Origin of the sequence: Bradyrhizobium sp. 27S5 (assembly GCF_037217225.1) — a bacterium.
In the GTDB taxonomy this organism is placed as follows: domain Bacteria; phylum Pseudomonadota; class Alphaproteobacteria; order Rhizobiales; family Xanthobacteraceae; genus Bradyrhizobium; species Bradyrhizobium septentrionale.
Genome location: NZ_CP147714.1, coordinates 5,092,146 through 5,105,991, shown reverse-complemented (window position 1 = coordinate 5,105,991; position 13,846 = coordinate 5,092,146). Strand labels below are relative to the sequence as shown.

Below are 13,846 nucleotides of genomic sequence, written 5' to 3'. Positions count from 1 at the left end.
ATTATCCGCTAGTCTCGTTCCCCAAGAACAACAATGGGGGAAACGGCATGCAGCGGCGCGCATCATCGGCATTCATCGTTACTCTGGCCGCGCTGCTGGCGGCGGCGCTGCCGGTCCGTGCCGCCGATTATCCGGCGCGTCCGATCAAGCTCGTGGTGCCCTATGCCGCGGGCGGACCGACCGACGTGCTCGGCCGCATGGTCGGCGAATATCTGGGGCGCGATCTCAAGCAGGTGGTCGTGGTCGAGAACAAGGCCGGCGCGCAGGGCGCGATCGGCGCCGAGGCCGTCGCGCGCTCCGATCCCGACGGCTACACGCTGTTCGTGACGGCCGCCTCGATCTTCGTGCTCAATCCGCTGCTCTACAAGAAGCTGCCCTACGATCCCGCGAAAGACTTCCGCCTGCTCTCGGTGATCACGGATGCGCCGATGATCATGGAGGTTCATCCCTCGGTGCCGGCAACGACGATCGCCGAGTTCGTCGCCTACGCGAAAAAGAATCCCGGAAAACTCAATTTCGGATCGGCCGGCACCGGCGGCACCGTTCATCTCGCCGGCGAGATGTTCAAGCAGATGGCCGGCATCGAGATGACCCATGTGCCCTACAAGGGCGCCGGGCCGGCGCTGACCGATCTGCTGTCCGGCAATATTCAGCTGATGTTCGACACGCTCGGCACCGCGCTGCCGCCGGTCAAATCCGGCATGCTGCGCGCGCTCGGCGTCAGCTCGACCGAGCGGATCTCCGACTTGCCCGATCTGCCGACGATTGCCGAGAGCGGCTATCCCGATTATGCGGTCAGCGTCTGGTATGGTATCGCAGCGCCGTCGAAAGTGCCTGACGAGATCGCCGACAAGATCAAGGCGAGCCTCGACCGGGCCTTGAACGACGAGGCGTTTCGCGCTGCGCTGGTCAAGATCGGTTTTCCGCCGCTGCGCCCGAAGAGCCTGGCCGAGATCGACAAATACGTAGGTGCAGATCGCGCGCGATGGGCGGGCGTAGTCAAGGCACTGAACATATCGCTGGACTGACACATGGTACGTGAAATGGAATTGCGCCAGGGCGAGGTCGCCGTCGACATGCCGGCGGCGCGCGATGCCGGCCTCGTCTTCATCGGCCGCATCCGCACGCCCTGGACCTCGCGGCTGGCGACGCCGCGGCAGGGGCGGCATGACGGCCCGGTGTGCCGGCTCGAGATCTTCGAGCCCTGGGTCGCCGCGATCAAGGGCGTCGATTTCTATTCGAACCTCGAAGTGCTGTACTGGCTGCACCAGTCGCGCCGCGACATCGTGCTGCAAAGCCCGAAGAACAACGGCAACACCCGCGGCACGTTCTCGCTGCGCTCGCCGGTACGGCCGAACCCGATCGGCACCTCGATCGTCAAGCTGGTCGGCGTGGAGGGCAACGTCATCCTGGTGCGCGGCCTCGACTGCCTCGACGAGACGCCGCTGATCGACGTCAAGCCCGACCGCTGCGAATTCACCCCACTCGCCCCGCCGCAGGCTGGGGATTTCGAGACGGAGTAGGATTTCTCCGTTGTCATTCCGGGGCGATGCGAAGCATCGAACCGGAATCTCGAGATCCCGGGTTCGTCGCTACGCGCCGCCCCGGGATGACGCCGAGGGCGTCACTTCAACGCCGCGATCAACTTCGCCGCATTCGTCTCCAGCACCTTGCCGTCTTCCTTGTGACTGGCAGGCGGCAGCAGCGCGACGCCGTCCTTGCGCGGCATCACATGCATGTGGAGATGGAAAACCACCTGGCCGCCGGCGGGCTCGTTGAACTGCTGCACCGTGATGCCGTCGGCCTCGAACGCTTTCATCGCGGCGGCGGCGATCTTGTGGGCGGCGCGCGCGACATGGGCGTAGTCGTCAGCCTTGATGTCGAGGATGTTGCGGGCAGGGGCCTTCGGGATGACAAGCGTGTGCCCGGGCGAGCGCGGCATGATGTCGAGGAAGGCAAGCACGTGCTCGTTTTCATAGACCTTGTAACAGGGGAATTCGCCGCGCAGGATTTTTGCGAAGGGATTGTTGTTGTCGTAGGCGGCGGGCATTGCGGCGGCTCCCTGGATTTTGCAGGTCTAAATCTGCAAGTCTAGTGTCTCGGTCGCGATCCAAACGTCAAGCGTCGTCGTCGACGGTCTTCCGGAACGGACCGGCCTCGGCCAGTTCGCGTCCGACTTCGGCGACATAGTCGCGCTCGCGCTTGAGGTAATCGGCAATCGCTTTGCGCAGGCCGGGGTCGGCGATGAAGTGTGCCGAATAAGTCGTCTGCGGCAGGTAGCCGCGCGCCAGCTTGTGCTCGCCCTGCGCGCCGGCCTCGACCACCTTGAGCCCGCGCTGAATCGCGAAATCGATCGCCTGGTAATAGCAGACCTCGAAATGCAGGAACGGGTGGTGCTCGACCGCACCCCAGTTGCGGCCGAACAGCGTATCCGAGCCGATGAAGTTGATGGCGCCCGCGATCCAGCGGCCGTTGCGCTTGGCCATCACAAGCAGCACGTCCCGGCTCATGCTCTCGCCGATCAGCGAGAAAAACTGTCGGGTGAGATACGGCCGGCCCCATTTGCGCGAGCCGGTCTCCATGTAGAATTCGAAGAACGCGTCCCAGGCGTCCTCGGTGATGTCGGAACCGGTCAGCCAGTGGATGGTGATCCCGGCGGTTACAGCCTCGCGGCGTTCGCGCTTGATCCCCTTGCGGTGGCGCGAGTTCAGCGAGCCGAGGAAATCGTCGAAGGTCTTGTAGCCCTCATTGTGCCAGTGGAACTGCTGGTCGGTCCGCTGCAGGAAGCCATGCGCGCCGAGGAATTTTGCCTCATCCTCACGGGCAAACGTCACATGCACCGACGAGGCCTCGGTGGCGTTGCAGAGCGCCCGCAGGCCCCGTGCCAGCGCCGAGCCGATCGCCTCGCGGTCAGCGCCGTCGCGGATCAACAGCCGTGGTCCGGTCGCGGGCGTGAAGGGAACGGAGACCTGCAGCTTCGGGTAATAGCTGCCGCCGGCGCGGTGATAGGCCTCGGCCCAGCCGCGGTCGAACACGTATTCGCCCTGCGAGTGCGATTTCAGATAGCAGGGCACGATGCCGACGATCCGGCCATCGAGCTTTGCCACCAGATGCCGGGGGCCCCAGCCGGTCCGCGGACAGGCCGAATTGGAGGCTTCGGCAGCCGCAAAAAAGGCGTGGGAAACGAACGGGTTATAGCTCGAACTTGCGGTCGCCTGGCAATTGCCTGCGGAGCCGGGCGAGGCCAGCGTGTCGAGGTGATGGATGCTGTCCGCGTCCGCCTTGGGATTGGCGCAGGCGTCCCATTCGGCGGCCGGAATGCCGCCGATGTCAGCTACAGCCTCTAGGGTGATTTCAGAAGACGCCATCGAGAATGAAGACCGGTGCCTCGTTCGAGCATGATCTTTCCGGAACAGCTGGCTCCACTTCCGGATCATGCTCCGCATTCCGCCATCGCCGATGACGACCAACGCTTGACCAACCAACGCCTTACCAGCCCTTGCCAAGATCGTGCATCGCAGCGACGACTTCAAGGCTGCAAGGGGACATGTCAGGTTCCCGGTGTAAACCCCTCGAAAATGATCTGGTCGGCGTAGCGCGCCGCGCGCTCGCGCTGTTCCGGCGTCCGCACGGTCCAGGCCAGCAGCGGGCAGCCGAACACCTTGCGGGCGATCCAGGGCGCCGGCGCCGGTAGCTGGTTGACCCAGAAGGCGACGAAATGCGGCTCGGTTTTAAAGCCGTGGCGCAGATAGACCATGCTGTCGCGCTGCGCCTGCGTCAGCTTGGTCCAGGAACTGTCGTCATAGGTGCGCTGGGCGGTGATGCCGCGCGGCAGGCCCGGCATGATCTCGCGCAGCGCCAGCACCTGGTCGGGATCGAACGACATGCCGACCACGGGGCCGGAGTAGGACGACAGCACCTCGGCCATCCGAGCTACCAGCTTGCGGTCGCCGTCGAAATGGCTCTTCACCTCGACCACCAGCGGAACGCGGCCGGCGACCAGCGCGCAGAGATCGCTGAGCGTCATCATCTGCTCGGAGGTATTCTTGAACTTCACCGCCTTCAGCTCGGCTGCGGTCTTGCTCGACAGCAGGCCCGAGCCCTCGGTGAGGCGGCCGAGCGCATCGTCATGATGCACCATCGCCTCGCCGTCGGCGGTGAGCTGGATATCGCACTCGATGGCAAAATTGCCCGCGACCGAGGCGGTGGCCGCGGCCGGCATGTTCTCGATGATGCCGCGTGCGGCATCGTGCAGGCCGCGATGGGCGACCGGCCGCTTTGTCAGCCAATCAGGGGCGCGCATCGCTCAGGAGACTTCGAACACGCCTTCGACTTCGACCGCGGCATCCGCCGGCAGCGAGGCGACGCCGACGGTGGTGCGGGCGTGACGGCCCTTGTCGCCGAACGCCGCAACCATCAGGTCGGAGGCGCCGTTCAGCACCTTCGGTCCGTCGAAGAAGTCCGGCGCGGAGTTGATGAAGCCGCGCAGCCGCACCACGCGCACGACCTTGTCGAGGTCGCCGAGCGCGGCCTTGATCTGCGCCAGCAAATTGATCGCACAGCCGCGCGCCGCCTCGGTGCCTTGCTCGATCGTGACGCCGGCGCCGAGCTTGCCCTTGGCGATCAGCTTGCCTTCGGCGTTGAAGCAGACCTGGCCGGACACGAACAGCAGGTTTCCGCTGCGGACGAAGGGGACATAATTCGCGACCGGGGAGGTCGGCTCGGGAAGTGTGATGCCCTGTGACGCCAGTTTCTGTTCGACGGTACCCGCCATTTTTGATCCCCAGATTGGATTTGAACGAAGCCTGAAACGCGGTCAGGGCCCGGTTTGTTTCGCGCATCGTGCCGCCCGTTGCAAGCTAGGGTACGGCAGCAATGACGTTGCTGTTGCGAGTGGAATCGCACGGAAGCGGTCGAAATTGACGGCATTTTCACTGCGCACATTGCCATTTTGTAAAATTTGCCCCAGTTGCGGCGCAATACCACCGTCACTATTGTGGCGAATCCCTGCCTCCCTGAGGAGAAATCATGATCCTGCCGTTTCGGAAGCCGTCGCGTGCCCTTGTGCTGTCGATTGCCGTTGCCGCAGGGTCCGGTCTGGTTCAGGGGCCGGCTGCCGCTGCGGCCAGCGGGCCGTTTCTCGCGCATCAGGCGCTGTACGATCTGAGCCTCGTGAAGTCGCGCGGCTCCAATTCGGTCAACGATGCGCGCGGGCGCATCCTCTACAATTTCTCCGGCAGCTCCTGCGAAGGCTACACCTCCGAATTCCGCCAGGTCTCGGAGCTCGACAGTGGCGAGGGTAAGGTGACGCTCTCTGATCTCCGCTCCTCGTCCTGGGAGGACGCGGCGGGCAGGAGCTACCGCTTCAAGATCGACACCCGAATGAACGACAGCGAACCGGCGCCGGTGGACGGTATCGCCGAGCGCGTAGGCGATCATATCACCGTGAAGCTGACCCAGCCGGTGAAGAAGACGTTCAATATCGACGGCAAGGTCGTGTTCCCGACCGAGCAGATCCAGCACATCATCGTCGCCGCCCGCGACGGCAAATCGGTGCTCGAGCAGACTGTCTATGACGGCTCCGACAATGGCGAGAAGGTCTACAACACGCTGACCGTGATCGGCCGGCCGATCGCAGGCGACCGGGCGCCGTCGTCGCCCGATCCGTCGACGGCGAGCGATGCGATGAAAACGATGACGCGCTGGCCGGTGACGGTGAGCTATTATGACAGCGACGCACGGGCCAAGGACGGCGAGCAGACCCCGGTCTACGCGATGTCGTTCGAGCTCTACGAGAACGGCGTCTCCCGCGCGCTGGTGCTGGACTACAACGATTTCGTGATCTCGGGCGCGCTGGACAAGTTCGACGTCAGGGATTCCAAGCCCTGCAAGTGAGGGGCTAAGCACGCGATATAAACAGCCGTCGTCCCGGGCAAGCCAACGGGTCGGCGCGAAGCGCCGCCCGATGACAGGCTCCGCGCGACCCGGGACCCATAACCACAGGGTTGCGTTGTTGAAGGGGGCTGTGGCCCCAACGTCGCGCAACAATCACCTTCGGTGGTTATGGGTCCCGGCTTTCGCCGGGACGACAACGGAGCAAGCCTGCGGTCCCCGCGAGACCGCTCTGGCCGGAACCGTCCGACGCGAGTACGCTTCCCAAAACACGCGTGTCAGGGAGGCACATCATGAGCAAGCGCGACCATCTTCGGCCCAGCGGCCTTCATCACAATCCGGCCTACTCCCACGTCGTCGTCGCCTCGGGTGCGCGCACGATCTACATTTCGGGACAGGTGTCCGTCGACGAGGAGGGACGGGTGGTCGGCGCCGGCGATCTCGCCGCGCAGACGACGCAGGTGATGCAAAATCTCGGCATGGCGCTGAAGGCTGCGGGAGCGAGCTACGGCAACATCGTCAAGATCACGACCTACGTGGTCGGCTACAAGCCGGAGCTCCGCCCGATCATCGGCAAGGCGCGCTCGGCGTTCTTCGAGGGCATGGAGCCGCCGGCCTCTACGCTGGTCGGCGTCAGCGCGCTGGCGGCGCCGGAATGGCTGATCGAGATCGAGGCTGTTGCGGTCGCGGATTGAGGGCCGTGTCTCTGCCGGACGACGTCATTCCGGGGCGATGCGAAGCATCGAACCCGGAATCTCGAGATTCCGGGTCTGGTCCTTCGGACCATCCCGGAATGACAATCTCCTACTCCTCCACCGGCTTTGCCGGCCCCTCATAAGCAATGCCCCTGATCACGGCGGCATTGCCGAACTTCTTGCGCAGATTGTCGATGGCGCGTTCGGCGTGCGCCGAGCGGCGGTCGAGCATGTCGGAATCGTTGGCCTGCGAGCCCGGGCGCAGCGCGCTGACGCCGGTGCCCATCAGGCGGAAGGCGGTGCCGTCGATCTCCTTCACCAGCATCTCACGCGAGATCGCAAAGATCTTGGCGGCGAGCTGGGTCGGGGTCTGGATCGATTGCGAGCGGGTGCGTTGACGGAAGTCCGCGGTCTTCAGCTTCAGCGTGATGGTGCAGCCGGACAGCTCAGAGGTCTTCAGCCGCGCCGAGACCTTTTCGGATAGTTTCCAGAGCAGCCGTTCCAGCGTTGCGAAGTCGCGGATGTCGGTTTCGAAGGTGGTCTCGCTCGAAATGGTCTTGGCGCCGCGGTCGGGCACCACGCTGCGGTCGTCGATGCCGCGTGCCAGCCGCCACAGCCTGCGGCCTTCGCTGGCGAACTGCTTCATCAGCTCGTTCTCGTCGGCGCGCTGCAGGTCGGCGATGACGCGGAAGCCGCGCTGCACCAGCTTCTCCTGCGTGGCAGGGCCAACGCCGTAGATGAAGCCGACCGGTTTGCTCGCGAGCATCTCGCGCGCCTCGTCCTGGTCGAGCGCGGCGAAGCCCCTGGGCTTGTCGAGGTCGGAGGCGATCTTGGCGAGGAACTTGTTGCAGGACAGGCCGACCGAGACGGTGATGCCGATGTCGCGCTCGACATCGCGGGCGAATTTGGCGAGCACCTTGGCCGGGATCATGCCGTGGACGCGCTGCGTGCCGGCAAGATCGAGGAAGGCCTCGTCGATCGACAGCGGCTCGACCAGCGGCGTCAGCGCCTGCATGGCATGGCGCACCTCGCGTCCGACCCGGACATATTTCGCCATGTCGGGTGGGATCACGGTCGCGTCGGGGCACAGTTCCAGCGCCTTGAACATCGGCATTGCCGAGCGGACGCCGTAGGTGCGGGCGATGTAGCAGGCGGCCGACACCACGCCGCGCTTGCCGCCGCCGATGATGACGGGGCGATCGGCGATATCTGGATTGTCGCGCTTCTCGACGGTGGCATAGAACGCGTCGCAGTCGATATGAGCGAGCGTCAGCGCGGGCAGGGTGCGATGCCGCACCAGCCGCGGCGACCCGCACTGGCTGCAGCGCTTCACCTTGATATCGAGATCGCCGAGGCAGTCCCGGCAGAAACTGAGGGGGCCGTCGTGAGCTGCCGCTGCCGTCGTCACGGCACGTCGCGCTCCCATTGCGGGTCGCCCAGCACCTGACGGGCGGCAGCGATGTTGGTCGGGTGCAACTCGGAGGCCTTCGCGAACGCCGTCACGGTGGCGTCGTCGCGCATCACGAAATCGAGCACGCTCGCGAGAAATTGAGGGTCGGATGCGGCGTTCCGCAGCGTCTCTGGACCGATTCCAGTCTCGGCCAGAAACAGGCCCAGCCGCTCAGGATCGCCGGCAATAAAACCGAGCGCCTGAATCGCAACGATTTCAGCAACTTCCCGGGGGTTGTGAACAGGCTTTTTCAACGCGCCGGTTTGCCTTTCCGTTAACTTATGGTCTCTATTGAGAGGCCCATCATGCCCGAGTCTTCCGCAGGTGTTCAAGCAACGGAAACCACACTGCGGACGTTTGGACTACGGGATTAACGGGTTAGACCGATTCTGGCGCTAGTTTGAATTCACTTTTTCGACGCGCCCCAAGCGCGGTGCGTGAGGTGCCGCAGCGGGGCCTGTCTCCTGGGTTTGGGAGGGACGGGATGGCCAAAACCGTCCTGATCGTGGAGGACAACGAGCTCAACATGAAGCTCTTTCGCGATCTGTTGGAAGCGCACGGCTATCAGACTTCGGGCACCAGCAATGGCTTCGAAGCGCTCGATCTCGTCCGCAAGCTGCGCCCCGACCTGATCCTGATGGATATTCAGCTGCCGCAGGTTTCCGGCCTCGAGGTCACGCGCTGGATCAAGGACGATCCCGATCTGCGCGCGATTCCGGTGGTCGCGGTCACCGCCTTCGCAATGAAGGGCGACGAAGAACGCATCCGCGAGGGCGGCTGCGAAGCCTATTTGTCCAAGCCGATCTCGGTCGGCAAATTTATTGAGACTGTCCGACGCTTTATCGGATAGGGGAGTTGTGGTGCCATGTCCGCGCGTATCCTCGTCGTCGATGACGTTCCGGCGAACGTCAGGCTGTTGGAAGCCCGCCTGTCAGCCGAATATTTCGATGTGCTGACTGCTTCCAACGGGACGGAGGCGCTGGAAATCTGCACCCGCGCCGAATGCGACATCATCCTGCTTGACGTCATGATGCCTGATATGGACGGCTTCGAGGTCTGCCGCCGGTTGAAGTCGAACCCTGCGACCCATTTCATTCCCGTCGTCATCGTCACCGCGCTCGACAGCCCTGCCGACCGCGTGCGCGGCCTCGAGGCCGGCGCCGACGATTTCCTGACCAAGCCGGTGTCCGACGTCGTGCTGATCGCGCGCGTGCGTTCGCTGACGCGGCTGAAGATGATGACCGATGAGCTGCGCATGCGCGCCATCACCTCGCTCGAGATCGGCATGCAGGCGCCCGAGCGCAGCGCGATCGCCGATCGGGGCACCGGCGGCCGCATCCTCCTGGTCGACGACCGGCCGTCGTCTTTTGAGAAGCTGGCGCCGATCCTGTCTGCCGAGCACACCGTCGATGTCGAGACCAATCCGGCGGAAGCGCTGTTCCATGCTGCCGAGGGCAATTACGACCTGCTGATCGTGTCGCTCAGCCTCGACAATTACGACGGCCTGCGGCTGTGCAGCCAGGCCCGCTCGCTGGAGCGCACCCGCCAGGTGCCGATCCTCGCGATTTCGGATGCCGACAACAACGCGCGGCTGATGCGCGGCCTCGAGATCGGCGTCAACGACTATCTGCTGCGTCCGGTCGACAAGAACGAGCTGCTGGCGCGCGCGCGCACCCAGATCCGCCGCCGCCGCTACACCGATCATTTGCGCGACAATGTGCAGAACTCGATCGAGATGGCGATCACCGATGCGCTGACCGGCCTCAATAACCGCCGCTACATGGAGAGCCACCTCGCGACACTCGCGGAGCAGGCCTCGGTCCGCGGCAAGCCGCTGGCGCTGATGATCCTCGACATCGACTACTTCAAGGCGATCAACGACACGTACGGCCACGATGCCGGCGACGACGTGCTGCGCGAATTCGCCGTCCGGATCCGCAAGTCGATCCGCGGCATCGATCTCGCCTGCCGCTATGGCGGCGAGGAGTTCGTGATTGTGATGCCCGAGACCGACCTGCATGTCGCCGGCATGGTCGCGGAGCGGCTGCGCCGCTCGATCGCAGGCGAGCCCTTCTCCGTCGACAAGGGCGGCAAGCGGATCACCGTCACGATCTCGATCGGGCTCACCACGCTGGAGCGCAAGGGCGAGCAGGTCACCGACGTGCTCAAGCGCGCCGACACCGCGCTCTATCGCGCCAAGCACGACGGTCGCAACCGCGTGGTCTCGGCGGCGGCGTAACATCCGCGTTTCACACCATCATATCCGTCGTCATACCCTGCGTATGCGGGGTATCCAGTACGCCGCGGCCCTCGTTTCAAACGGCACTGCCTCTGGAATACTGGGTCACCCGCATGCGCGGGTGACGACAGGATAGACGAACCTAGCGCCCGCGCTTCACGGCGTCGTAGGCCATCCGCTTGAACTCGAACGAGAACGGATGGACGAACGCCATCTGGCGCTGCGCCATCATGACGCCGGCGATGCCGGTCTTCGGCGAAATCCACCACTGCGTGCCCGCAACGCCGCCCCAATAGAACTCGCCGGCCGCGTCGGGATGATCGATCGGCGAGGGCTTCTGGATCAGACCGCCGGCAAGTCCATGCACCTTGCCGGGTTGCTCGCCCATCATCGCGAAGCGGATCCACTGTCCCTCGGGCAACTGGTTGGACATCATCATTGCGATCGTGTCCGGCTTCAGCAACGTCGGTCCGCTGGGCTGCAGGCTGCGGATCAGCGCGACCATATCGGGCAATGTCGAAACCAGGCCGCCGCCGCCATTGAGCCGTGCGACCGGACGCAGATAGGCGCCGGGGAAGGGCGCATTGTCGGTGCGGGTGAGACCCGGCTTCATCGGCTCCATCAGATCGGCGCCGGCGTAGTATGCAACAAGGCGACCCTGATCCTCTTGCGGAACGACGAAGCCGGTATCGACCATGCCGAGCGGATCGAGGATGCGTGCCTTGATGAACTTGTCAAAGGTCTGGCCGCTGACGACTTCCACCAGGCGTGCGACCACGTCGATCGCGAGCGAGTATTCCCACGACGTGCCCGGCTGATAGATCAGCGGCAGATCGGCCAGCACGTCTACCATCTCAGCCAAGGTCGTATTGGGATTGTGCACGCCGCGCTCGTTGAGCGCCTTGAAAATGACGGTGCCGGGATCGAAGAAGCCGTAGCTCAAACCGGCGCTGTGGCTCAGCAGCTCACGGATGGTGATTGAGCTCTTCGCGGGCTCGGTTTGGTCGATCGACGTCGCGCCTTTCAGCAGGACCTTGCGGTTGCGGAGCTGCGGGATGAATTTCTCGATCGGATCGTCGAGCTGGAAGCGGCCATCCTCGGCCAACAGCAGCGCCGCGCAGGAGGTGATCAGCTTGGTGTTGGAGAAGACCCGGAAGATGTGGTCGGTGCGCAGCGGGATCTGCGCTTCCTTGTCGGCCCATCCGACGCAGCTGACGTCGACCAGTTCGCGGCCGACCATGACCGCCGACGAGATGCCGGACAGGAGATCGTTGTCGATATAACGCTGCATGGCCGCGCGCGCCGGCGCGAAATCGTAGCCGGTGGCCGTCACCTTCAGATCTTCCATGGTCGCTCCCTGTTGCGCCGCGGGCTGCTTGTGCGGTCGCTATCAATCTCGCCTGACGGAATATTCCTTCGGACGCCGTCGCGCGTCGTCAGCGCTACCAACCAAACGCCGCTTCGGGACGCAACCGTATTCAGCCAGCTGGCTTCCTGGCTGCGGGATCGGCTTTGGCGACCTTGACGCCCGCATTCGCCAGCAGCACGCGGGCGGCTTCCTTCGCCGCGCGCGCCATGGCCGGATCGTCGCGCACCAGGTCCTGCGCGATCGAGCCGTCGACCAGCAGCGTGAGCTGGGTCGCCAGTCCCTCGGCATCGGCGACGCCGAGTTGCCGCAGCAGGTCGCGAAACCAGACCCGGCGGCTTTCCTTGAAGGCAACAGCGATGTTTTTGATAGTCCGGTCCTCGTCCTCCGGGCCGAGTTCGGCCACCGCGTTCACAAACGGGCAGCCGCGAAAATCCCGTGCTGAAAAGCGCCGCTCCAGCGAATCGAAGGTCGCGAGAATCTGCTCGGCCGGCGGCTTGTCGGAGGGGCGGGGCTGCACGAAGCGGCGCTGCAAGTAAGCCTCGATCAGCGCGTCCTTCGACGGGAAGTGATTGTAGAGCGTGCGTTTGCTGATGCCGATCTCGGCCGCGATGGTGTCGACGCCGATGGCGCGAATGCCTTGCAGGTAGAACAGCTTGTCAGCGGTCTCGAGGATCCGCTCTTTCATGGTCTGTTTGGGAGGCGGGGAAGCCATGCGCCAGCCGTGATCCTCTTTGCTTGACAGCTCGCCCCCTGTATAGCCTAAGTACACAGGTCTGTGTAACCAAAACAAGCGTGAATTGCAGGCTGCGGCACGCGTGCCGTGCCCATTTGGGAGAACAAGAACAATGCCCCTGTTGCAGGTCCTGCGTCCCACGCTTCCCATTCTGATCGGTGCTTCCATCATGCTCACGCTGAGCATGGGGCTGCGGCAGAGCCTCGGCATCTTCATGCAGCCGCTGACGCACGACATCCACATCTCGATATCCGATTTCACGCTGGCGCTGGCCGTGCAGAACCTCGCCTGGGGCTTTTTGCAGCCGCTCGCCGGTGCGATGACGGTGCGGTACGGCTTCCGCCCCATCATGGTGGTCGGCGCACTGCTCTATATCGCGGGCCTGGTGCTGATGACGACCGCGCATGGGCTGGTCAGTGTCATGATCGGCGGCGGCGCGTTGATCGGCACCTCGCTGGCCTGTACCGCGGCGGCGATTGCGATGTCGGTTGCCGCGCGGGCGGTGCCGGAGACGGTGCGCTCGACCGTACTCGGCATCGTCTCCGGTGCGGGCTCGCTCGGCGCGCTGCTCTCGGCGCCGCTCGGCCAGATGCTCAATGAAGGGTTCGGGTGGCGCGTCGGGCTCGCCGGCTTTGTCATCCTGTCGATCGCGATGATTCCGGCCGCCTGGTTCGCAGGGCGTGTCGACAGCATTCCGTTGCCGAAGCCCGCAGCCGACGATATCGGCAATGCCACCGCGGCGACCGCGGCAAAGACCGCGTTCGGCAACGCGTCCTTCGTGGTGATGACCTGCGCCTACATGGTCTGCGGCATGCAGCTCGTCTTCCTCACCACGCATCTGCCGTCGTATCTGGCGATCTGCGGGCTCGATCCGATGCTGAGCGCACAGACGCTCGGCATGATCGGCGGCTTCAACGTGCTGGGCTCTCTGTTCTTCGGCTGGGCCGGCCAGCGCTGGAACAAGCTCGCGCTGCTCGGCGCGATCTACATCCTACGTTCGCTGGCGCTCGCCTGGTATTTCATGCTGCCGGCGACGCCTGCCTCGACGTTGCTGTTCGGCGCCATCATGGGCTTCCTCTGGATGGGTGTCGGTCCGCTGGTCGCGGGTGCGGTGGCCGAGATGTTCGGGCTGCGCTGGCAGGCGATGATCCAGGGCCTCGCCTTCATGAGCCACCAGGTCGGCAGCTTCCTCGGTGCGTATGGAGGCGGGGTGATCTACGACTCGCTCGGCTCCTACACCATGGCCTGGCGCATCGGCGTCGCGCTCGGCCTTGCCGGCGGCATCATCCAAGTCGCGTTCGCGCTGATCCGGCCGTCGCAGCCGCCGCTGCTCAAGGCCGCCTAGCGTCCGATCCGACAAGATCGGCGACTGCCCCGTGTGTGGGCAGTCGCTGTTACTGCCTATTTTTACATCGATTATTTGCTGCGAGAACGTGCAGCGGCGCGCGCCATTGTCCCGTGCGGTGAT

Annotated in this window: 15 protein-coding genes; 7 read left to right on the top strand and 8 right to left on the bottom strand. The window is 64.4% G+C overall.

Features of this window, described 5'->3' with window-relative positions; translation table 11 throughout:
• The first annotated feature begins 47 nt into the window (after window positions 1–47).
• Window positions 48–1,028: a tripartite tricarboxylate transporter substrate binding protein gene (locus WDM24_RS23970; protein ID WP_338827258.1), complete on the top strand. Its 981-nt coding sequence runs from the start codon at window positions 48–50 to the stop codon at window positions 1,026–1,028.
• A 3-nt stretch (window positions 1,029–1,031) separates the two neighbouring features.
• Window positions 1,032–1,523, top strand: a complete 492-nt coding sequence (gene tsaA, locus WDM24_RS23965; RefSeq protein WP_050425557.1) for a tRNA (N6-threonylcarbamoyladenosine(37)-N6)-methyltransferase TrmO — start codon at window positions 1,032–1,034, stop codon at window positions 1,521–1,523.
• Between the two features lie 101 nt (window positions 1,524–1,624).
• On the opposite strand, the gene WDM24_RS23960 is transcribed toward tsaA, so the two are convergent.
• The 4 genes from WDM24_RS23960 to WDM24_RS23945 all read right to left on the bottom strand — a co-directional run bounded on the left by WDM24_RS23960 (window position 1,625) and on the right by WDM24_RS23945 (window position 4,774).
• Complete coding sequence (locus WDM24_RS23960; RefSeq protein ID WP_166296945.1) at window positions 1,625–2,050, bottom strand: HIT domain-containing protein; 426 nt, start codon at window positions 2,048–2,050, stop codon at window positions 1,625–1,627.
• Window positions 2,051–2,117: 67 nt separating this feature from the next.
• A complete protein-coding gene (locus tag WDM24_RS23955) occupies window positions 2,118–3,368 on the bottom strand; it encodes a GNAT family N-acetyltransferase (RefSeq protein WP_338689419.1) in 1,251 nt (416 codons plus the stop codon).
• 182 nt (window positions 3,369–3,550) lie between these two features.
• Entirely contained in the window at window positions 3,551–4,303 is a 753-nt protein-coding gene (locus WDM24_RS23950; protein WP_338827256.1) for a glycerophosphodiester phosphodiesterase, read from the bottom strand.
• A gap of 3 nt (window positions 4,304–4,306) precedes the next feature.
• Complete coding sequence (locus tag WDM24_RS23945; RefSeq protein WP_338827254.1) at window positions 4,307–4,774, bottom strand: RidA family protein; 468 nt, start codon at window positions 4,772–4,774, stop codon at window positions 4,307–4,309.
• 254 nt (window positions 4,775–5,028) lie between these two features.
• Here WDM24_RS23945 and WDM24_RS23940 point away from each other — a divergent pair, with 254 nt between their 5' ends.
• Both WDM24_RS23940 and WDM24_RS23935 read left to right on the top strand, forming a co-directional pair.
• Entirely contained in the window at window positions 5,029–5,895 is an 867-nt protein-coding gene (locus WDM24_RS23940; protein WP_338827252.1) for a cell envelope integrity EipB family protein, read from the top strand.
• 290 nt (window positions 5,896–6,185) lie between these two features.
• Window positions 6,186–6,587, top strand: coding sequence for a RidA family protein (locus WDM24_RS23935; protein ID WP_165123990.1), 402 nt, complete (start codon window positions 6,186–6,188; stop codon window positions 6,585–6,587).
• Between the two features lie 109 nt (window positions 6,588–6,696).
• Here WDM24_RS23935 and WDM24_RS23930 read toward each other — a convergent pair whose 3' ends face one another.
• Both WDM24_RS23930 and WDM24_RS23925 read right to left on the bottom strand, forming a co-directional pair.
• Window positions 6,697–8,013 carry a DNA polymerase IV gene (locus WDM24_RS23930; RefSeq protein WP_338827250.1) on the bottom strand — a complete coding sequence of 439 codons (1,317 nt, stop codon included), beginning with the start codon at window positions 8,011–8,013 and terminating at the stop codon, window positions 6,697–6,699.
• On the bottom strand, window positions 7,992–8,291 hold the full coding sequence (locus tag WDM24_RS23925) for a DUF3572 domain-containing protein (RefSeq protein ID WP_029083307.1): 300 nt from the start codon (window positions 8,289–8,291) through the stop codon (window positions 7,992–7,994). The genes WDM24_RS23930 and WDM24_RS23925 overlap by 22 nt, the downstream gene beginning before the upstream one ends.
• Before the next feature lie 230 nt (window positions 8,292–8,521).
• On the opposite strand from WDM24_RS23925, the gene WDM24_RS23920 reads away from it, so the two are divergent.
• Together WDM24_RS23920 and WDM24_RS23915 are read left to right on the top strand one after the other, a co-directional pair.
• Window positions 8,522–8,887, top strand: coding sequence for a response regulator (locus WDM24_RS23920; RefSeq protein WP_028336390.1), 366 nt, complete (start codon window positions 8,522–8,524; stop codon window positions 8,885–8,887).
• A gap of 15 nt (window positions 8,888–8,902) precedes the next feature.
• Window positions 8,903–10,276, top strand: coding sequence for a PleD family two-component system response regulator (locus tag WDM24_RS23915; protein ID WP_338827248.1), 1,374 nt, complete (start codon window positions 8,903–8,905; stop codon window positions 10,274–10,276).
• A 142-nt stretch (window positions 10,277–10,418) separates the two neighbouring features.
• On the opposite strand, the gene WDM24_RS23910 is transcribed toward WDM24_RS23915, so the two are convergent.
• Both WDM24_RS23910 and WDM24_RS23905 read right to left on the bottom strand, forming a co-directional pair.
• Window positions 10,419–11,624, bottom strand: coding sequence for a serine hydrolase domain-containing protein (locus WDM24_RS23910; protein ID WP_338827247.1), 1,206 nt, complete (start codon window positions 11,622–11,624; stop codon window positions 10,419–10,421).
• Between the two features lie 130 nt (window positions 11,625–11,754).
• Complete coding sequence (locus tag WDM24_RS23905) at window positions 11,755–12,519, bottom strand: TetR/AcrR family transcriptional regulator (protein WP_338827246.1); 765 nt, start codon at window positions 12,517–12,519, stop codon at window positions 11,755–11,757.
• Between WDM24_RS23905 and WDM24_RS23900 the strand changes: the two genes are divergently transcribed.
• The gene (locus WDM24_RS23900) at window positions 12,491–13,723 is read left to right on the top strand and encodes an MFS transporter (protein ID WP_338827245.1); all 1,233 of its coding nucleotides are present in this window, start codon (window positions 12,491–12,493) and stop codon (window positions 13,721–13,723) included. The two genes, WDM24_RS23905 and WDM24_RS23900, sit on opposite strands and share 29 nt — an antisense overlap.
• Window positions 13,724–13,846: the final 123 nt, after the last annotated feature.

Bases quoted from the DNA above. Each gene is read 5' to 3' on its own strand.
- WDM24_RS23940 (WP_338827252.1), top strand. From the start codon at position 5,029: ATGATCCTGCCGTTTCGGAAGCCGTCGCGTGCCCTTGTGCTGTCGATT.
- WDM24_RS23960 (WP_166296945.1), bottom strand. From the start codon at position 2,050: ATGCCCGCCGCCTACGACAACAACAATCCCTTCGCAAAAATCCTGCGC.
- WDM24_RS23950 (WP_338827256.1), bottom strand. From the start codon at position 4,303: ATGCGCGCCCCTGATTGGCTGACAAAGCGGCCGGTCGCCCATCGCGGC.
- WDM24_RS23930 (WP_338827250.1), bottom strand. From the start codon at position 8,013: ATGGGAGCGCGACGTGCCGTGACGACGGCAGCGGCAGCTCACGACGGC.
- WDM24_RS23915 (WP_338827248.1), top strand. From the start codon at position 8,903: ATGTCCGCGCGTATCCTCGTCGTCGATGACGTTCCGGCGAACGTCAGG.
- tsaA (WP_050425557.1), top strand. From the start codon at position 1,032: ATGGTACGTGAAATGGAATTGCGCCAGGGCGAGGTCGCCGTCGACATG.
- WDM24_RS23920 (WP_028336390.1), top strand. From the start codon at position 8,522: ATGGCCAAAACCGTCCTGATCGTGGAGGACAACGAGCTCAACATGAAG.
- WDM24_RS23935 (WP_165123990.1), top strand. From the start codon at position 6,186: ATGAGCAAGCGCGACCATCTTCGGCCCAGCGGCCTTCATCACAATCCG.
- WDM24_RS23945 (WP_338827254.1), bottom strand. From the start codon at position 4,774: ATGGCGGGTACCGTCGAACAGAAACTGGCGTCACAGGGCATCACACTT.
- WDM24_RS23970 (WP_338827258.1), top strand. From the start codon at position 48: ATGCAGCGGCGCGCATCATCGGCATTCATCGTTACTCTGGCCGCGCTG.
- WDM24_RS23910 (WP_338827247.1), bottom strand. From the start codon at position 11,624: ATGGAAGATCTGAAGGTGACGGCCACCGGCTACGATTTCGCGCCGGCG.
- WDM24_RS23955 (WP_338689419.1), bottom strand. From the start codon at position 3,368: ATGGCGTCTTCTGAAATCACCCTAGAGGCTGTAGCTGACATCGGCGGC.
- WDM24_RS23900 (WP_338827245.1), top strand. From the start codon at position 12,491: ATGCCCCTGTTGCAGGTCCTGCGTCCCACGCTTCCCATTCTGATCGGT.